General features: G+C 60.9%; 21 protein-coding genes and 1 pseudogene. 11 read left to right on the top strand and 11 right to left on the bottom strand.

Annotation, left to right across the window (positions count from 1 at the left end):
- Positions 1–113 precede the first annotated feature (113 nt).
- From EDF70_RS11055 to EDF70_RS11045, 3 genes are all read right to left on the bottom strand, one after another.
- Positions 114–605, bottom strand: a complete 492-nt coding sequence (locus tag EDF70_RS11055) for an Lrp/AsnC family transcriptional regulator (RefSeq protein ID WP_132273361.1) — start codon at positions 603–605, stop codon at positions 114–116.
- Between the two features lie 67 nt (positions 606–672).
- Positions 673–1,335 (bottom strand): uracil-DNA glycosylase family protein, encoded by a 663-nt coding sequence (locus EDF70_RS11050; RefSeq protein ID WP_132273360.1) that lies wholly within the window; start codon positions 1,333–1,335, stop codon positions 673–675.
- Positions 1,336–1,358: 23 nt separating this feature from the next.
- Complete coding sequence (locus EDF70_RS11045; protein WP_132273359.1) at positions 1,359–1,955, bottom strand: thermonuclease family protein; 597 nt, start codon at positions 1,953–1,955, stop codon at positions 1,359–1,361.
- Between the two features lie 120 nt (positions 1,956–2,075).
- Between EDF70_RS11045 and EDF70_RS11040 the strand changes: the two genes are divergently transcribed.
- Genes EDF70_RS11040 through EDF70_RS11030 form a run of 3 tightly spaced genes read left to right on the top strand, consistent with a single transcriptional unit; the run spans position 2,076 to position 4,188 of the window.
- Positions 2,076–3,614 carry an ATP-binding protein gene (locus tag EDF70_RS11040; RefSeq protein ID WP_132273358.1) on the top strand — a complete coding sequence of 513 codons (1,539 nt, stop codon included), beginning with the start codon at positions 2,076–2,078 and terminating at the stop codon, positions 3,612–3,614.
- Between the two features lie 47 nt (positions 3,615–3,661).
- On the top strand, positions 3,662–3,898 hold the full coding sequence (locus EDF70_RS11035) for a hypothetical protein (RefSeq protein ID WP_245519117.1): 237 nt from the start codon (positions 3,662–3,664) through the stop codon (positions 3,896–3,898).
- The gene (locus EDF70_RS11030; RefSeq protein ID WP_165931988.1) at positions 3,895–4,188 is read left to right on the top strand and encodes a type II toxin-antitoxin system RelE/ParE family toxin; all 294 of its coding nucleotides are present in this window, start codon (positions 3,895–3,897) and stop codon (positions 4,186–4,188) included. Before EDF70_RS11035 ends, EDF70_RS11030 begins: the two co-directional genes overlap by 4 nt.
- 3 nt (positions 4,189–4,191) lie before the next feature.
- Here EDF70_RS11030 and EDF70_RS11025 read toward each other — a convergent pair whose 3' ends face one another.
- Positions 4,192–4,584 carry a diacylglycerol kinase gene (locus tag EDF70_RS11025; RefSeq protein ID WP_132273757.1) on the bottom strand — a complete coding sequence of 131 codons (393 nt, stop codon included), beginning with the start codon at positions 4,582–4,584 and terminating at the stop codon, positions 4,192–4,194.
- A gap of 40 nt (positions 4,585–4,624) precedes the next feature.
- Between EDF70_RS11025 and EDF70_RS11020 the strand changes: the two genes are divergently transcribed.
- Positions 4,625–4,996 (top strand): hypothetical protein, encoded by a 372-nt coding sequence (locus EDF70_RS11020; RefSeq protein WP_132273356.1) that lies wholly within the window; start codon positions 4,625–4,627, stop codon positions 4,994–4,996.
- A gap of 220 nt (positions 4,997–5,216) precedes the next feature.
- On the opposite strand, the gene cobT is transcribed toward EDF70_RS11020, so the two are convergent.
- Positions 5,217–6,233: a nicotinate-nucleotide--dimethylbenzimidazole phosphoribosyltransferase gene (gene cobT, locus EDF70_RS11015; protein ID WP_132273355.1), complete on the bottom strand. Its 1,017-nt coding sequence runs from the start codon at positions 6,231–6,233 to the stop codon at positions 5,217–5,219.
- 118 nt (positions 6,234–6,351) lie between these two features.
- Between cobT and EDF70_RS11010 the strand changes: the two genes are divergently transcribed.
- From EDF70_RS11010 to EDF70_RS11000, 3 genes are read left to right on the top strand one after another with little or no spacing between them, the layout of a single operon-like run.
- The gene (locus tag EDF70_RS11010; protein WP_132273354.1) at positions 6,352–7,131 is read left to right on the top strand and encodes an adenosylcobinamide-GDP ribazoletransferase; all 780 of its coding nucleotides are present in this window, start codon (positions 6,352–6,354) and stop codon (positions 7,129–7,131) included.
- A 9-nt stretch (positions 7,132–7,140) separates the two neighbouring features.
- A complete protein-coding gene (locus tag EDF70_RS11005; protein WP_245519116.1) occupies positions 7,141–7,380 on the top strand; it encodes a DUF1289 domain-containing protein in 240 nt (79 codons plus the stop codon).
- Positions 7,377–8,081, top strand: a complete 705-nt coding sequence (locus EDF70_RS11000) for a TIGR02281 family clan AA aspartic protease (protein WP_132273352.1) — start codon at positions 7,377–7,379, stop codon at positions 8,079–8,081. The genes EDF70_RS11005 and EDF70_RS11000 overlap by 4 nt, the downstream gene beginning before the upstream one ends.
- 18 nt (positions 8,082–8,099) lie before the next feature.
- Here the strand turns inward: EDF70_RS11000 and EDF70_RS10995 are convergent, their stop codons facing one another.
- Positions 8,100–9,095 carry an AraC family transcriptional regulator gene (locus tag EDF70_RS10995; RefSeq protein WP_132273351.1) on the bottom strand — a complete coding sequence of 332 codons (996 nt, stop codon included), beginning with the start codon at positions 9,093–9,095 and terminating at the stop codon, positions 8,100–8,102.
- A 73-nt stretch (positions 9,096–9,168) separates the two neighbouring features.
- On the opposite strand from EDF70_RS10995, the gene EDF70_RS10990 reads away from it, so the two are divergent.
- Together EDF70_RS10990 and EDF70_RS10985 are read left to right on the top strand one after the other, a co-directional pair.
- Entirely contained in the window at positions 9,169–10,371 is a 1,203-nt protein-coding gene (locus tag EDF70_RS10990) for an MFS transporter (protein WP_132273350.1), read from the top strand.
- Between the two features lie 131 nt (positions 10,372–10,502).
- Positions 10,503–11,183 (top strand): annotated as a pseudogene (locus EDF70_RS10985) (HPP family protein); the annotation flags it as partial.
- An 83-nt stretch (positions 11,184–11,266) separates the two neighbouring features.
- Here EDF70_RS10985 and EDF70_RS10980 read toward each other — a convergent pair.
- The 4 genes from EDF70_RS10980 to EDF70_RS10965 form a co-directional block, all read right to left on the bottom strand.
- On the bottom strand, positions 11,267–11,788 hold the full coding sequence (locus EDF70_RS10980; RefSeq protein WP_132273348.1) for a TIGR00645 family protein: 522 nt from the start codon (positions 11,786–11,788) through the stop codon (positions 11,267–11,269).
- Positions 11,789–11,914: 126 nt separating this feature from the next.
- Complete coding sequence (locus EDF70_RS10975; protein WP_132273347.1) at positions 11,915–12,688, bottom strand: ABC transporter permease; 774 nt, start codon at positions 12,686–12,688, stop codon at positions 11,915–11,917.
- Entirely contained in the window at positions 12,685–13,653 is a 969-nt protein-coding gene (locus EDF70_RS10970) for an ABC transporter ATP-binding protein (RefSeq protein WP_132273346.1), read from the bottom strand. The genes EDF70_RS10975 and EDF70_RS10970 overlap by 4 nt, the downstream gene beginning before the upstream one ends.
- Before the next feature lie 96 nt (positions 13,654–13,749).
- The gene (locus EDF70_RS10965) at positions 13,750–14,571 is read right to left on the bottom strand and encodes a sulfite exporter TauE/SafE family protein (RefSeq protein ID WP_132273345.1); all 822 of its coding nucleotides are present in this window, start codon (positions 14,569–14,571) and stop codon (positions 13,750–13,752) included.
- 544 nt (positions 14,572–15,115) lie between these two features.
- On the opposite strand from EDF70_RS10965, the gene EDF70_RS10960 reads away from it, so the two are divergent.
- Positions 15,116–16,039, top strand: a complete 924-nt coding sequence (locus EDF70_RS10960) for an MYG1 family protein (protein ID WP_132273344.1) — start codon at positions 15,116–15,118, stop codon at positions 16,037–16,039.
- Positions 16,040–16,055: 16 nt separating this feature from the next.
- Here the strand turns inward: EDF70_RS10960 and EDF70_RS10955 are convergent, their stop codons facing one another.
- Positions 16,056–17,528: an extensin family protein gene (locus EDF70_RS10955; protein WP_132273343.1), complete on the bottom strand. Its 1,473-nt coding sequence runs from the start codon at positions 17,526–17,528 to the stop codon at positions 16,056–16,058.
- Between the two features lie 245 nt (positions 17,529–17,773).
- Here EDF70_RS10955 and EDF70_RS10950 point away from each other — a divergent pair, with 245 nt between their 5' ends.
- Positions 17,774–18,166, top strand: a complete 393-nt coding sequence (locus tag EDF70_RS10950; protein WP_132273755.1) for an acyl-CoA thioesterase — start codon at positions 17,774–17,776, stop codon at positions 18,164–18,166.
- The last annotated feature ends 34 nt before the right edge of the window (positions 18,167–18,200 follow it).

The raw sequence follows: 18,200 nt of genomic DNA, 5'->3' as shown, positions 1-18,200 counted from the left end.
TTTGAGGCGGCTTGTCCGGTCACGCTTACCGTAAAGCAAGGCCATCGGCACGAATTTCCGTGCCGATGGCCTTCATGCGTTTTCGCTTGGTGCGCTGAATGCAGCGCTGCCGCTTATTCCTCGACCTGCGACTTCTGGGTATCGAGCGTCATGTAATCGAGCGGCAGTTCCGTCGTGTACTTGATCTGCTCCATCGCAAACACCGAGGACACGTCGCGGATCTCGATCTTGGCGATCAGGCGCTTGTAGAAAGCATCATAGGCAGCGATATCCGGTACGACGACGCGCAGCAGATAATCGACGTCGCCGCTCATGCGGTAGAATTCCACCACTTCCGGGAAATCGACCACGACTTCCGAAAAGCGCTTCAACCATTCGATCGAGTGGCTGGCAGTGCGGATCGAAACGAAGACCGTGACCTTGGTATTGACCTTGCCCGGATCGAGCAGCGCCACACGACGGCGGATCACACCATCCTCTTCCATCTTCTGGATACGGCGCCAGCAGGGCGTCGTCGACAGGCCGACCTTCTTGGCGAGGTCGGCGACGGCCAGTGTGGAATCCTCCTGCAGGATACGCAGAATCTTGCGATCGAGACGGTCCATAAAATCTCCCCTTCGAAATTATTTTTCGTCATACCGCGAATTTTGGCATGTGTAACCGAAAATTCTTTCAACGACACAAACTGTCCACATCCTGACGCAGAGTTGGCAAGACATCTTTGCTAAACCACAAATTGCGCTTCAGCCACGCGCTGTTTCGCCAGCTCGGATGCGGCAGAGGCAGAATGCGCGGCCCGTCATTGACAAAGTAGCTGCGGCGCCATTCCTTCACCGTGTCCGTCATCGTCTTGGCCTTGATAGTGCCCATATGCCAAACCTGGGCATATTGACCGACCGCCAGAATGAGTTCGATCTGCGGCATGGCATCGATCACCGCCTGGCGCCAGAGCGGGGCGCACTCCCGGCGCGGCGGCAGATCGCTGCCCTTTTCGTCATAACCGGGAAAACAGAAGCCCATCGGCACAATGGCAAACCGGTCGCGATCGTAAAACTCATCGCGACTGACGGCCAACCATTCGCGCAGCCGGTCGCCAGACGCGTCGTCAAACGGCAGGCCGCTTTCATGCACGCGAAGGCCCGGCGCCTGCCCGGCAATCAGAATTTTTGCCTTCGAGGACAACACGGCCACCGGACGCGGCTCGTGCGGCAGCCGATCCTCCGGCCCCCGCACCGGCACGTCACGACAGAGCCGACAGTCGGCGATCGATCGGCGCAGCAATTCCAGCCGATCGGCGGTGTCGGTTTCTGCGGATGATGTAACGGAAACAGACATGGCGTTGGACACGGGCAAAGAACTCACAACCATTGCAGCGACAATATATCCTTCATTCCGGAGAGGAAACCGCGGCCTTCCTGCTCAAGCTTGCGCTCGCGCCGCCAGTCGGCGGGCATGATGAACGGACCTGCCCATATCCCTTTCCTGTCATTTTCCGCATCCACCTGCTCCCGGCGATAAGTGATCAGGCTCGTCGTCACCGCCATGCCGGATCGCACCATCGCGCCACCGACCGTGCGGCCATCGACAAAACAGTTGACCACAAGACGCCCATAACGATCCCGCTCACCGCCGCGGCATTCGACCTCGCCGCCTGCGACTACCCGCTGCAACGCTGCCTTGGCATCCTGCCCGCAATCCCAAGCCTGCCCATCACGCTCGCAGGTCTGGTCGAGTTCGGGCGCATCGATACCGGCGAGCCTTAGCCGTTCCGACCCCGCCGCCAGCGTATCGCCGTCAACCACACGAAACGGACCTGTCACCGGATCGCTCGCGCCGCCCTGCAGCCGTGCCGCGATCAGCGCCAGCAGGAACAGGAAACACAGCGTCAGCACGACATCCTTAAAGCGCCCGATCGTTCTATGCCTTCGATAGGCGCCTATGCGACCCCGCGTCATGTTTCCGCCTCAAATCCCAACAGATGCTTCAGAAAAATGGAAAACAAATTCTTTCGCATCAGGACCTTCTTAATAATTTCCTACTAGGCTCGCACCATCCGGATCAGCAGTCCATGGGCAATGAGTAACAGCGTCAGCACATCGACGGACAAGATCATCGTGGACCGCACGCGCGCCCACCGCAGCAAACCTGTGTCCAAAGCCGTGCGGGCGACGCGTGAAAGATTGCAATATACTGCGCAGGGCGCCCATGGCTTTGATCGCGAAATGCTGTCGCAGCACGTTCGCACCGTGCTTCAGAGCGCACTGATCACGCCCGTCGTCATCTTCCTCGTTGCGATGGTCGGCCTTGCCATCAACCAGAACAGCAGCCTCATCTCCTGGGGCCTGCTCACCATGGCCGTTCATGCCATGAACCTGGTTCTGGCCAAACGGATCGCCCGCAAGGAATTCACCACCGAAGAGGCGTTGCGCTGGCGCAGATGGTTGCTGGTTGGACAGATCGCGCTTGGTTTCTGCTGGGCGCTTTTTGCCATGCAGAGCTGCGATGCCTGCGGCAATACCGACGGTTTCTATTTCTACAAGGTCGCAGCCCTTCTGGTGGCCATCTCCATCACGGCCATGACCAATTTCATGCTGCGCCAGGCGGCATTGTTCAGCTTTATCCCGACCGTACTGATGCTGGTGATGACCGCCATCAGCAGCCAGAACCCGCTGGATTATGGCCTGACCGCGATGGTCGCCACAGCACTCGTGCTGTTTTATTACATCTCCAACCGGCTTTATCAGTCCAGTCTTACACTGATGTCCTATCAGTCGGAAAAGGACGACCTGATCGCCGAGCTGGAGGTTGCCAATTCGATGTCGGACGAAGCGCGGCGCCGTGCCGAGGAAGCCAACCTTGCAAAGTCCCGCTTCCTCGCCTCGATGTCGCATGAGCTGCGCACACCGCTCAACGCCATTCTCGGTTTCTCCGAGGTGATGAATTCGGAAGTGCTCGGGCCGCTGTCCAACCCGACCTACAAGGAATATGCCGGAGATATCCACCGCTCCGGCGAGCACCTGCTCAACCTCATCAACGAGATTCTTGATCTGTCGCGCATCGAAGCCGGCCGTTACGATCTCGCCGAAGATGCGCTGTCCCTGCTGGAAATCGCCGAGGACTGCATCGGCATGGTACAGTTGCGGGCGCGCGCCAAGAACATCACCATCCAGCAGCAGTTCGAGCCGGAAATGCCGCTCGTCTGGGTCGATGAGAAATCGATGCGGCAGGTGCTGCTCAATCTTCTCTCCAATGCGGTAAAATTCACCAGCCAGGGCGGCGACGTCATGGTCAAGGTCGGCTGGACGGCCGGCGGCGGCCAGTATGTCTCTATCAAGGACAATGGCCCCGGCATCCCGGAAGAGGAAATCCCGGTCGTGCTCTCCGCCTTCGGCCAGGGCTCGATCGCCATCAAGAGCGCCGAACAGGGCACCGGCCTCGGCCTGCCGATCGTACAGGCCATCCTTGCCAAGCATGACGGCCAATTCATGCTGAAGTCCAAGCTGCGCGAAGGCACCGAGGTGATTGCCATCCTGCCCTCCACCCGCGTGCTACAAAGCCTGCCGGCCGTTGAAGACGCCCCGCCGATCGAGCGCCGCCGCAAGAGTTTTGCGTAATCCGGGTTCAGGCCACCATCTTCCACGGCAGCGCTTTTTGAGGCATCATGCCGGCCATGACCGAACTTCTCGACAAAGCCATCGAAGCCAGCAAGGAGCTTCCTGCGGAATTGCAGGATGAACTCGCTTACATGATGATGAAATTCGTCAGCGGTGGGCAAGAACCCTACATGATGTCTGCCGAAGAGGAAGCATCGTTCAAGACATCGCTTGAGCAAGCGGCGCGCGGTGAATTTGCTTCCGAAGAGCGCATGCAGGCAATCTGGACGAGATTTTCGAAGTGAATATCCTTTTCACACCTGAAGCGGCAGATGAGCTGGAGCAGGTGCTGGAAAGGGTTTCCGCAGTTTCTCCTTCGGGTGCCAAACATATCAGTCAGCGTATCGAGCAGATACTCAAATATCTCGCTGCTTTTCCATATGCCGGAACGAACGCCAATCGCGCTGGTATGCGCCGTCTGGTGGTTAACCCCTACCCTTATGCCATCTACTACAGCGCCACGGATGATTTCGTCACGGTTCTTGGTGTCCGTCACACAGCGCAAAATCCAGCTGACATGCCCGATGCCCGTTGACGCTTACCCCCACAGCCGCACCACCACCACATAGACAACAAACACCCCATTGGCGCACAGCAGGCAGAACACTGCCAGTGACCCCAGATCCTTGGCATGCCGGCCGACGGTGGAAATTTCGGGCGAGATGCGATCGACCAGTTCCTCGATCGCCGTATTGAGCGCCTCGACGGCAAACAGGAGCAGCATCAGCACGAGATAGATCAGGTAATCGGCAAGATGCGCGCCGATGGCAACAAACACCACAATGGCCATCACGAAAGCGATCACCTCGTGGCGAAAGGCTTCTTCCTGCCACAGCCTTGTCAGCCCCTGCAGCGAATAACGTGTCGCTGCGATGACGCGACGCAAGCCGCTCGCCTTTTCGATATTGCTGTCGAGTGGTGTCTTTTCCATGCGGGGCATACCTTCTCCGGCAGCCGCAGGATCATCGGCCATGGACGGTTCTATGGCGTGGGCAGGTTTCGCAGTCCATCCGCAATTTTTCGGTCACAGAGAAATCGGTCGTCGTAAATCCAGCCGCACCTGCCGAGAGACAGCAGCCTCGTCAGGTCTCACGGTCGTGCTCTTGCGCCTGTCTCAACCGAATTTTCTGACCGGCCGCCCAGGAATCGGCATGTTCTGCAAAACGAAATACGCGCTCCATGACCTCACCATTTTCAAACACCCGGACGATCCACCAGTCGTCACGCTCGAAAATCTCCACCCTGTCGCCAGACAATATGCCAAATCCCAATCACCCCACCAAAACATGACAAACGCTAACTTTTCAGGAAAAGAGAGTCTACCTGCAAGCTCTCGCGACTGACTGAAAATCAGGCAATCAATCACTCGGAAATATCCCAAACAGCTTGATATGAGTAAACATCACACAAACGTGAGGTTGCTCTGCTCTCAAAAGCGGCACGCCCTGCCAGGCCGATGGAATCAGCACGCAGACAGAAAATATTTCCAGGCAAATAAAAAGGGCGCCGCTACAGTCATAGCGCCGCCCCAAAAATTGCTGTCGTGATGTCTCGTCGAGCGGCTTACGCCTTGTTGGTCACGCCGGCCTGCGCAAAAGTCGCCATGCCGGAATGGCAGGCGGCAGCGGATTTGACGATGCCGGCGGCGAGTGCGGCGCCGGTGCCCTCACCCAGCCGCATGCCGAGCGCCAGAAGCGGCGTCTTGCCGAGTTTTTCGATCGCGGCAAGATGACCCGGCTCGCCGGAGACATGACCGATCAGGCAATGGTCAAGCGCCGACGGGTTGATCGCCTTCAGGATGGCCGCAGCAGAGGTTGCCACGTAACCGTCGATCAGCACCGGGATCTTTTCCATGCGCGCCGCAAGAATAGCGCCGGCCATCGCCGCCACTTCGCGGCCGCCGAGACGACGCAGCACTTCCAGCGGATCGGCAAGATGATCCTTGTGGAACTCGACAGCAGCCTTCACCGCCGCCACCTTGCGCGCCAGAACATCGCCATGCGAACCGGTGCCGGGGCCGACCCATTCCTCCGCCGTGCCACCGTAAAGCGCCAGATTGATGGCGGCGGCCACCGTGGTGTTGCCGATGCCCATTTCGCCGATCACCAGAAGATCGGTACCGCCGGCAATCGCTTCCATGCCGAATGCCATCGTAGCGGCGCAGTCACGCTCGGACAGAGCCGGTTCGACCGTGATATCGCCGGTCGGGTAATCCAGCGCGAGGTCAAAAATCTTCAGTCCGAGATCGTGCGTTACGCAGATCTGGTTGATGGCAGCGCCACCGGCGGCAAAGTTTTCCACCATCTGCTGCGTTACAGAAGGCGGAAACGGCGTGATGCCGTGTTTGACGACGCCGTGATTGCCGGCAAATATCGCCACAAGCGGACGGTTCACGGCCGGCGAACGGCCCGACCATGCGGCCAGCCAGAAAGCGATCTCCTCCAGACGCCCCAGCGAACCCGGTGGCTTGGTCAGTTGCGCGTCGCGTTCGCGCGCCGCCACCAGTGCCCGCTGGTCAGGTCCCGGCAATTCGCGCAGGAGAACGCGAAAATCGTCGAAAGGCATGCCGCTCACGCTCATATCATCAATCCTTGTCATGTCTTAAGCGCGGGAGACTTGTGTTTGCTTCGGGAATCCCGCTTTGTGGCCCCCTGTTTATCAGGCACGGCCGGAGGAACAACTGCCAAACGCACGTCACATGCTCAGCGAATTCGTCGCAGACATCGCCCGCTCCGTCGGTTTTCTCAGCCGACTGCCGGTTCACGCCCGCTTTTTCGAGGGCCATGACGGCAGCATTTCGCGTGCTGTCCGGGCGTTTCCGCTGGCAGGTGTGGTCGTTGCGCTTCCCGCCATGTGCGTGTTCTGGGCCACGCTCGTTCTCGGTGCCGAACCGTTCCTGGCCGCCATCCTCAGTCTCGGCGCATTGGCAATCACCACCGGCGCGCTGCATGAGGATGGATTGGCCGATGCCGCCGATGGGCTTGGCGGCGGCCGTGACAAGGAGCATGCGCTCACCATCATGAAGGACAGCCGCACCGGTTCCTATGGTGTTGTCGCCCTCATCCTTTCCTTCGGCATCCGCGCTGCGGCACTGGCCCAACTCGGCGACGACCTCTCTCCCTTCGGCGCGGCACTCACTCTTCTCTCCACTGCTGCCGTCAGCCGCGCGCTGATGGTCTGGCACTGGTCGCTGCTGCCACAAGCCCGCACCAATGGTGTTGCTGTCGCCGTCGGAAAACCGGAGGATGCAGCACGCACAACGGCGCTGACACTGGCCACATTGATTGCCTTCCTATTGCTTCTGCCAAGCTATCATCTCGGCTCCATCCTGTTCGCTTTGGCACTCGCGGTTCTGGCCGCCTTCGCCTTCACCCGCGTGGCCGATAAAAAACTCGGCGGCCATACCGGCGATACGATCGGCGCCACCCAGCAGATCACGGCGGCAGCCATGCTCACCGCCCTTGCCCTCGCCACGTGAGCACCCGATATGTCGGCCATGCACGTATCGAAAATCCTCTCCCCCTGCACCGGCGTCTGCACCATTGCTGCGGAAGACGCCCCGCTTGCCGGCCATTGCCTCGGCTGCGGCCGTTCGCTCGATGAAATCGGCAACTGGCGCGATATGGATAATGATGCGCGTGCAAAAATCATGGCCACCCTGCCCGGCCGCCTGCACCGTGCCGGCCTCACCGTTGCCTCGACACTGATGGAGACCACCGCACCGTGAATGGATTGACCGTCGTTCTGCTCATTCTCGGCGCCGGACTGGCGCTCCTGATCTTCAACGATTCGAGCGGCCGCACGCTCGGCATGGCCAATGACGATTTTGCCAGCCTCGTCTATCTTTTGCCGATTGCCGCCGTGCTTTCCGCGGGCGTGCTGGCGGGCCGTCATGGCAAGCTTGGCGAAACGGCACGGATGATCGCAATCTGGCTGGTCATCATCATGGGCCTGATGGTCGGTTATCTCTACCGCAATGATTTTGCTTCCGTCGGCAACCGGCTGATGGCCGGCCTCATGCCCGGCAGCGCCATCGTCACCACCGCGTCGGACGGTAGCTCGGAAGTCATCCTCCACCGCTCGATGGGCGGGCATTTTCAGGCTCGCACGGAAGTCAACGGTCGCACCATTGCGATGCTGGTCGACACCGGCGCCAGCGCCGTGGTGCTGACTTGGGAAGATGCACAGACACTTGGCCTAGATCCGGAAAACCTGTCCTTCACCGTCGCCGTTTCGACCGCGAACGGTCGCGCCATGGCAGCCCCCGTCCGCCTCGATCAGATGGCGATCGGCCCGATCGTGCGCCGCGATGTGCGCGCCATGGTCGCCTCGGAAGGTCGCTTGAGTGAAAGTCTGCTCGGCATGACGTTTCTGTCGACGCTGGGTTCCCTGCAAATCCAGACGGATGAGCTGAGGCTGCGCGACTGAACGACGGTGGGGCGGCGTCTATTCCGCCGCCATCAGTTCCATAACCGGCGTCACTTCATCCACCTTCGCGCGAAAATGACTCGGAGGAGCGCCGATGATGCGCTTGAAAGCACGGCTGAACGAAGCCTCGGCATCATATCCCAGCCGCTCGGCGATTACCGCCACCCGCATGCCCTCTTTCAGCCAGAGCCGCGCCTGATGCATGCGCACCCGCGCCACGTAACGCGCGGGCGTTTCGCCCACAACCTTGGCAAATCGTTCGGCAAAACCCGAGCGCGACGCCCCCATATGGCGCGCCAGTTCGGCAACCGTCCAGTCACGCTCCGGCTCCAGATGGATCGCCGCCAGAACCCGGCCGACATCGGGGCTGCGCACCGCCGCAATCCAGCCATTGGTCTTGCCGCAACCATGCTCCACCCAGGTGCGGATCATCGTCGCCATCAAGACATCCGCAAGCCGTGCCAAAATGCCGCCGGCACCAACGCGGTCCATATCCACCTCACGCGCCATGGCGTCGAGCAGATGCGGAATGGTGGGCTCGCTGCGGGCCAGATCGATCGTCGTCATCACATCCGGCATCATCTGCAATAGCGGATGCAGCCGGTCGACATTGAAGCGCATGGAGCCGTTGAAGACCTGCGTACTGCCACGCAGCATTTCCTGACATTGAACATCATAGACGCCGGAGCATATTTTGGTACGTCCGTACCGTTCGAACGGCACCGGCGACACGTCCGAACGGCTGGCCAGCACATGCGCATCGCCGCGCGGCAGAAGCACGGCGTCGCCGGCCTTCAGCTCCAGCCATTCGTCGTGGCCTGCCAGCTGCAATACGGCGCACCCGGACTGGATAAAATGAAACCGCGCCGCATCCTGCGCCGGAAATGCCGTCGCCCACGGCTCCGCAAGCCGGCACCGACCGTATTCAACGCCATCGAGACGCAACCCCCGCAGCATTTCGCTGAGCGGATCGGCGGGAAGTTCAAAATGAGAATTGGACGAATGATCAAGCATGACGGAGTTTCTAGCATGGAAACTCCAGCTCGTCACGCCTATCCCTTGATCAACCGCAAATCAGGAGAATACCATGCTGGACCATATCCCATCCCCGGGCGGCGACGCCCGGACGGCAGAACATGCGCGTTGGGGCGCTGTCGTCTCCATGACATTGGGCGTTTTTGGCCTTGTCACCGCGGAATTTCTGCCCGTCAGCCTGCTGACACCGATTTCCGGTGACCTTGCCGTCACCTCCGGCGTTGCCGGCCAGTCGATCACCATGACCGCCATCGTCGCTGCCATTGCAGGGCCTGCCGTTGTTATCGGCACCCGCAAATATGACCGCCGCTGGACCGTATTGGCGCTGACGACACTGCTCATCATTTCAAGCCTGATCGCGGCTTTCGCCGGCAGCATCTATACGTTGCTCACCGCCCGCTTCCTGCTCGGCATCGGGCTTGGCGGTTTCTGGGCCATGTCGGCAGCGCTTGCCATGCGCCTTGTGCCGCCGCACCTGATGCCCCGCGCCATGGCCATCATCATGGCCGGCGTGTCGCTCGCCACCGTCTGTGCCGCCCCGCTCGGCGCATGGATCGGCGCCACGATGGGATGGCGCGCTGCATTCCACCTGTCGGCCGGCATCGGCGTTGTCGCCCTTCTCGTACAGGCATTTACCCTGCCCGCCATGCCGCCAAGCGGCCATGCCGGTCTCGCCACCATGGCGGCACTGCTGCGTCGTCCGGCCATGCGTCTCGGCCTCATCACCATTCTTCTGGTCATCACCGGCCATTTTGCAGGCTTCACCTATATTCGCCCGTTCCTGGAACGTGTGCCGCATCTCGGCGTCGAAACCATCTCGCTGATCCTGCTTGCCTATGGCGTTGCCGGCTTCTTCGGCAACCTGCTCGGCGGCTTCGTATCGGAGCGCAGCCCGCGCCTGTCGATCACCATCTTTGCAAGCCTTGTCGCAGCCGCAGCCGTCAGCATGGCAGTGGCCGGAAGCTCGGAAATCGTTGCAGCTACGGCTGTTGCCGTCTGGGGCCTTGCCTTCGGCGCCATCCCGGTCAGCCTGCAGAGCTTTGTCGTCCGCGCCGGTTCGGATGAGGCGGAAAGTGCCGGTGCGCTGATGCTCACAACGTTCCAGATCGCCATTTCCAGCGGTGCGGTCCTCGGCGGCATCCTGATCGAGACCCAGGGGCCGATCGCCGTCGTGTCCTTCCTCGCCGCCGGCGCGCTTCTCGGCGCCTCGGTCATGGCCAGCCGTGGCGAGAGCCGTCGTCTGTCGATGGGCTGAGACGTTTCCTGACCATCCCTGCCAAAAAATCCGGTCGACACCTGTCGGCCGGATTTTCCTTTATTAGCTCTTGGCAATCATCAAGTTTAGGCGCAAGCACGGCGCATCAACGACCGCAGCAAGATGCCTCCATGTCTCCTCGCAAAATTGCCTCCGTCATTTTCAACCCCATCCTTGCCGGCGCCAGCCTGCGCGAACGCCTCGTCGCCGGTCTCGGCGCCCTGATCGGCATCGCGCTCACCGGCGCGCTGGCCGGGCTGATGATCGGCCATGGCCTGTCACCGCTTCTGGTCGCGCCGATGGGCGCATCCGCCGTGCTGGTGTTTGCCGTACCCGCCAGTCCGCTGGCGCAGCCATGGTCGGTGATCGGCGGCAACACGCTGTCGGCGGCTGTCGGCCTGCTGGTCGCGCATTTCGTGCCCGAACCGGTGCTGGCCACGGGTATCGCCGTCTCGCTTGCCATTCTGGTGATGTCGATCACCCGCTGCCTGCATCCGCCCGGTGGCGCTGCGGCGCTGATGGCGGTTCTCGGCGGTGGTGCCGTTGATGCCTGGGGGCCGCTCTTTCCTGTCATGCCGGTGCTGTTGAACGCCATCGTGCTGACGATTGCCGGCATCATTTTCCACCGCCTGTGTGGCCGCTCCTACCCGCACCGCCCGGCACCGGCGGTCACCGCACCGAATGTACCGGTGCCATCGGCCATACCGAATTTCGAAGAGGAAGATGTCGATGCCGCGCTCGCCCATCTCGACGAAACCTTCGACATCGACCGGGAAGACCTGATCCGCCTGATGCGGCAGGTGGAGGCGGAGCATATCGCCCGGCGCACGGTCCTGAAATGACAAACGGCGCCCCGAAAGGCGCCGTCCTCAATTATAACTCGCAGTCGAAGAAATCAGATCTTCAGATCGTCCTTGTCGGCCTTCGCCGAGGCCATGATCTTTTCCAGCCAGCCGAGCATCACCGCCGATACGACAAAGGCAAGATGGATGATCGTGTACCACATCAGCTGACCATCGGTGTATTGCGCGGCATTGAGAAAGATCTGCAGCAGATGGATCGACGAGATCGCCACGATCGACGAGGCCACCTTGATCTTCAGGCTGCCGGCATCGAGCTTGCCGAGGAAGGACACGTCGGCTTCCGTCTCGTCGAAACGGCTGACAAAGTTTTCGTAGCCGGAAATCATCACCATCACGATCAGGCTGGCGACCAGAGCAGCATCGATCAGGCCGAGCATGGCGAGGATCATTTCCCCTTCACCCAGCGTGAAGACGTTCTGCGCGACCTTCCAGAACTTTGACAGGAAGGACAGTGCGTAAACCGCCAAAGCCGCAGCAAGGCCAAGGTAGAAGATGATGAGTATCCATCGGCTCGACAGGATAATCTTCTCGACGAGCAGTTCCAGCGATTTCATGTAGGTGTAGTCTCCGAAGGTCTTGGGGTGCGGATCAGATAGTCCCTGACCACGACACCCGCAAGACGACGAAGCTGCCCCGCGTCGCTAGGTCGCGATTTTCCTGACGATTGCCAGTTTCAAGTCTTAGCTGCGCAGCCGGTAACCGGTGCGGAAAATCCAGCCGAGGATCGACAGGCAGATCACCAGAAACAGCCCGATCATGCCAAGGCTGACGATCGGATTGACGTCGGCGATCTCGTAAAAACTCCAGCGGAAACCGCTGACGAGATAAAGCACCGGATTGAAATGGCTGACCGCCTGCCAGAAAGGCGGCAGCATGTCGATCGAATAGAAACTGCCGCCGAGGAAGGTGAGCGGCGGCACGATCAGCATCGGCACGATGTTCAACTGTTCGAAATTCTTGGCCCAGATGCCGATGATGAAACCGAACAGACTGAAAGTGATCGCCGTCAGCACCAGAAACAGCACCATCATGAACGGATGGGCGATGTGGATATCGACGAAGAAGGAGGCCGTGGCGAGAATGATCAGGCCGATGATCAGCCCTTTGCTGGCCGCCGCTCCCACATAACCGATCAGCACTTCCGACATCGCCACCGGCGCCGACAGAAGCTCGTAGATCGTTCCGGTAAATTTCGGGAAATAGATGCCGATCGAGCCATTGCTGATGCACTGGGTCAATAGCGTCAGCATGATCAGGCCCGGCGTGATGAACGAGCCGTAGGAAACGCCGCCGACTTCCTGAATACGCGAGCCGATCGCCGTACCGAACACGATGAAATAGAGCGACGTGGTGATGACCGGCGAGATGACGCTTTGCAGAAGCGTGCGGCGCATGCGGGCCATCTCGAAATAGTAGATCGCCTTGACCGCTTCGAAATTGAATGTGCCGGTCATGCCCGCTCTCCGATCAGCTTTACAAATATGTCCTCAAGCGAACTCTGGTGGGTGGAAATATCGGCAAGCGGCACATCGGCTGCCGCCAGCGCCTTCATCAGCGCCGCGATGCGACTGCCCTGCCCGTTCCCATGCGTCTCATCCGCCGCATAATCATGCACCAGCGCACGACCGTCATCGACCAGTTTGAGATCGAAGGCCTCCAGCCCTGGCGGCACCGTTTCAAGTGGCCGAGTCAGTTCCAGCCGCAGCTGTTTGGCACCGAGCTTTTTCATCAGCGTGGTCTTGTCCTCGATCAGCAGCAGCTCGCCGGCATTGATGACGCCGACGCGATCGGCGATCTCCTCCGCCTCCTCAATATAATGGGTGGTGAGGATGATGGTGACGCCGGTTTCGCGCAGTTTTTCCACCACCTGCCACATGTCGCGCCGAAGCGTCACATCGACACCGGCCGTCGGCTCGTCGAGGAAGAGGATGCGCGGTTCATGCGCCAGCGCCTTGGCGATCAGCACACGCCGTTTCATGCCGCCGGAAAGTTCGCGCAGCATGTTGTTGCGCTTGTCCCACAAGGACAGGTCCTTCAGAACCTGCTCAATCAAGGCCGGATTTTTCGACTTGCCGTGCAGACCGCGCGAAAACGTGACGGTGTTGATCACCGTCTCGAACTGGTCGGTGGTCAGTTCCTGCGGAACCAGCCCGATCATCGAGCGGGTGGCGCGGAAATCGCGCACCACGTCATGACCGCCGACCGTCACCTGCCCACCGCTCGGATTGACCAGCCCGCAGACGATAGAGATCATCGTAGTCTTGCCGGCGCCGTTTGGCCCGAGCAGCGCAAGGATCTCGCCCTCGCGGATGTCGAGATCGACGCCTTTCAGCGCCTTGAACCCGTTGCCATAGACTTTTGTCAGATTACGGATGGAAACGATGGGAGGTTTGCTGGAATTCGGCTGAATAGACGACATGGAGAGACTTCTGGCTGGAATACTTTGGCGCCGGATATAGGTGCCATGCCAACGGAAAAACATCCCCCGTCGGCAGTTATCCGTTTTGACGGACAATCAATAGAACACGCCGACAAAGAACTGGATCGAAACGCAGACGAGAAACACGCCGAACGCCCGCTCCAGCGCCTGTCGGCTCATCGCATGCGCGGCCCGCGCGCCATAGGGCGCCATGATGAGCGTGATCGGGATGATCAGCGCGACGGCGATCCAGTTGACGTAACCTGTGGAAAGCGGCGGCAGGCCGGCTGCACCCCAACCGCCGAATACATAACCCACCAGCCCCGGCAGCGAAATCAGCACGCCCATGCCGGACGACGTCGCCACCGCCTGATGGATGGAACGGCCATAGAGCGTCATGAACGTGTTGTTGACGACACCGCCGCCCACACCCATCAGGCCGGACAGGATGCCAAAGCTGGTGCCGACCAGAAACCGCGCCGGATTTTTCGGCAGCTCGTCGCCCAGCCGCCAGCTCGCCCGGTTAAAGATCATCCGTGCCGCCAGAATGAGCGCGATCACCGCAAAGATCAGCCGTAGCGTCACGCTCGACGCCTTGGCGGCAACGATTGCCGCAATCAGCGTGCCGAGCGGCACGGCAATCACCCAGCCGCGCAAAAGCTCCATATCGACCGCACCGCGCGCCCGATGCGCCAGAAACGAGCGGATCGAGGTCGGCACGATGATGGCCAGCGACGTGCCGAGCGACAATTGCATGCGAACGTCCTCGGGCACGCCGAGCAGACCGAAGACATGAAAGAAGATCGGCACCAGAATGGCGCCTCCGCCGATACCGAACATGCCGGCCAGCAACCCGGACACGACACCGCTCGCCGCCAGCACGGCGGCAAAGAAAAGCATTTCTGTCATTTCGGGCATGAACTCTCCTGCAACGCGAAAACCGGCATTGCGGAGTTTTTTTGAAATTCACCGCCTGCGCATCCGATCCTGCCGTTGTGCCAGCGTGATCGCCTGTGGACAAGTGCGTTCGGGCGTCATCCAGATCATTCGTAAAACGCGCAAATGGCAAAATCTGCACAACCGTCACAGAGCCGTAATCTTGTCGCGCCATGTTGCCGTCGTCGAGACCGGCCGCACCGCCGCACACGCCGCCGATCCCGAAGCATGACCGTCAGGCCGCCTTGCCCGCCCATCCTCGTTGGGCCGCCGAGGCACCGTTCGCCTGATGGTCCCTATCGGAAATGCATGGCCGCCCATGCGCTTCCTGTCGTGATGCATGCAGTCGTAGTGACCGAAAGCCGGCACACAATCCCGCGCCCGCTTTCCACCCTTTGGCCGGCCCCGTGCCGGCCTCTTTTTTGCCTGAGGGTATGAAAGCCATTCTCACCCTTGAGCCTTGGCCCCTCACCGGCTATCTGGAGCCTCCACAAAACTCCTCCGTCACAGCAAGGTAGCTCCCGGCATGATCCCAGATTTCCTCGTCACCCATTCCGGGGGCTTCCATGCCGATGAGCTGCTGTCGAGCGTCATCCTCACGCGTCTCTTCCCGAACGCCAAATTGGTACGCAGCCGCGCGCCGGAATGGATCACGCCGGGTTCCGACCGCATCATCTATGATGTCGGCGGCGCCTATGATGCCGACATAGGCATTTTCGACCATCATCAGCGCGGTGCGCCGCTGCGCGAAGATGGCGCGCCTTACTCATCCTTCGGCCTGATCTGGAAACATTTTGGTCGCGCCTATCTTCTGGCGCTGGATGTGCCGGAAGCGCATGCCGATGCCGTGCACGCTGCCTTCGATCAGAAATTCGTGCTGCCGATTGATCTGCTCGACAATGGTGCGGTCGATCCCTCCGTCGCCGGACCGCTGGCCAGCCTGACGCTGCCGAGCCTGCTGGCAACCTTGAAGCCCGTCTTCGACGCCAAGGATGCGGACGCAGACGACCGCGCCTTTGAGGTTGCACTCGGCATTGCCCGTCTCTTCGTCGAGGCCGGCATCGCCCAGCGCGCCTCGAAACTGCGCGCAGAAAGCCTCGTTCTCGATGCGATCGCCACCACCGGCGACAGCCGCGTTCTGGAACTGCCGATGGGCATGCCTTTTCGCCCGGCCATCGTAAAAGCCGGCGCAGAGCATCTTCTGTTCGTGGTGCACCCGCGCGACAAGGATTGGTGTGTTACCGGTATTCGCCTCAGCGATGACGGATTTGAACAGCGCGCCGATCTGCCCGCTGCCTGGGCCGGTTTGAACAACGGAGAACTTGAAAAGGTTTCCGGCGTTATCGGCGCCAGCTTCTGCCACAATGCCCGCTTCATCGCGGCTGCCAAAACACGCGAGGCAGCACTCGCCATGGCCGATCTGGCGGTAAAGGAAGCTCTGGCGGGTTGATCCCCGCCAGCTCCACTCAATCGCAATAACGGCTGCCCGATTTGCGCTCCCGCAGATCGAAGTGAAAATGGTTCCAGTGCTCCTTGTTGGAGCCTGGGCCGAGCACCGTGTTGAAATATTTGCAGCTGTCGGTGCGCACGGCCTTCAGAAGCCCGCCTTCGCGGAACTTGAACAGGCCCTTCTTGCGCACGTCGATATCGTGGCCGTTCTTCAGCACGAACTTGCCGACATCGATGGCATTGCCACGCGCATGTTCGGAGATCGGATTGTATTTCTGGCGGCTGTTGTTCATGCGCCGGCAGGAATAGCCGCCAAGCGGCACGATGGTCTTGACGCCGCTCCAGTAGCGGGCGCGCGAAGACGGTGCGAGTTCGTATTTCACCCAGCGGGCAAAGGCGAGTGTCGTCTGGCAGTTCAGCTTGACCGACGGCTTGACGCCGATATTGCCGGACAGGCCGGTCAGCTCGATCGGGTAATCGATGCCGCAGCTCGGGCCATCCGAGATGCGCTCGGCATTGCGATATTCGACGCCGAGACGGCGCAGTTCGACACGGCAGGCCGCTTCCGAAGCCGGCATGGCTTCCGGGCCGCGCGGTGCGATCGGCGTGCGTTCGTCCATCGGGTTCGGGGTGCGCAGCATGGCCACTTCCTGCGCCTGCGCCTCGCCGCCCACCTGACGGGTCCCGAAAGGCGTAGACTGGCGCTGCCATGGCTGCTCGCCACTCATGTTGTTGTTATTGCCCAGATCGGCACGCTGGCCGCTGCCCGAGCGCTTTGGCGGCACGATGACAGGCTCGTCACCCAGGTTCTGCGGCTGCGTCCTGCCCTGACGGCCAAGTGCGCGTGGACTGTCGGTGCCGATGCCATCAACCACCGGCTGGCTGCCGACACCTTCGGCGATATCCGTCTGCTGCTCCTGCGCCAGACCGACGACGCCGTTATCGCCGCCGACGCCAAGTTCGGCATCCATGTTGACGCCACCTTCGGCGCCTTGTGCGGACATGCTCTGGCCGCCGGAAACGGCAGCGACGCCTTCATCGCTGTCGATACCCGGAAGACGCCCCTGCTGCACGCGAGCGTTCCGCATCGGCTGGCTTGTTGATCGCTCGGGCGGCATCGGCCCGCCCCATTGTTCGTTGGCGGGTGCCTGCGGCATCGGCTGGCGGGCAATGCCACCGTTCTGTCCGCTATAACCGCCATAGGCCGAACCGGGATTGCCGTTGACGCCCGGCTCGCGCAGGTATCCGTAGGAAGACTGGCCGTTATCGACGGCTGCCGGCGGCATGGGGTCGGAAAGGCCGGCGGTCGAGGTTCCGCCATAGGTCTGGCTGGCCGGCATGTTTGTCGGCGGCATCGGCCGAATGGCGCCGACGCGCGTGCCGTTGTCGATGCCGGCCGGCGGCACAAGCCCGTCCGCCGAACATGCCGTCAGCATCGTCGTGATCATCAGCGAAGCCGTAACCCGCCGCCAGAAAAGAGCATACGCCATACCAGAATGCCTTACCTGTCCAAGAGGTCGTCCGTTCTTCGTGACAGATTCGCCACTCTTCCGGATTCTAGGCTGGCTTGGTAAACGAAAGCTTGAGCGATCAAGGCCGTTTCAAGGTCATATCGGGACAGAGGTGCCGCGAAACGATGCGTCCGGGCGGCAGACTTGCTGCGAAAGCCGCCTTGCCGAGGCTATGCGACATGCTTATGGTCCGCCGCACCGCAAACGAAGGCCACCAGATCACCATGAACGACACCGCCAAGACTGTACCAACGGGCGAACTGACACTCCGCACGCTCGCCATGCCCGCCGATGCCAATCCGGCCGGCGACATTTTTGGCGGCTGGGTCATGGCACAGATGGACCTGGCAAGCGGCATCCGCGCCGCCGAGCGCGCCCATGGCCGCGTGGTGACGGCCACCGTCAAGGAGATGTCGTTCGAACTGCCGGTGAAGATCGGCGATACGCTGAATATCTACACGCAGATCACACGGGTCGGCCGCACTTCGATCACGCTCAGTATCGAAGCCTGGGCGAAACGGGACCGTCACCGGGCGCTGGAAAAAGTCACGGCCGGCACATTCATCATGGTGGCACTGGATGAAAACGGCAAACCGACGCCGGTGCCACCGGAGTGAGGCGGAGCACCGCTCGCGGCCTCCCTGAACCGCA

This window comes from Neorhizobium sp. JUb45 (assembly GCF_004343585.1).
Classification (GTDB): Bacteria; Pseudomonadota; Alphaproteobacteria; order Rhizobiales; family Rhizobiaceae; genus Neorhizobium.
This window is presented reverse-complemented; position numbering and strand designations above follow the sequence as displayed.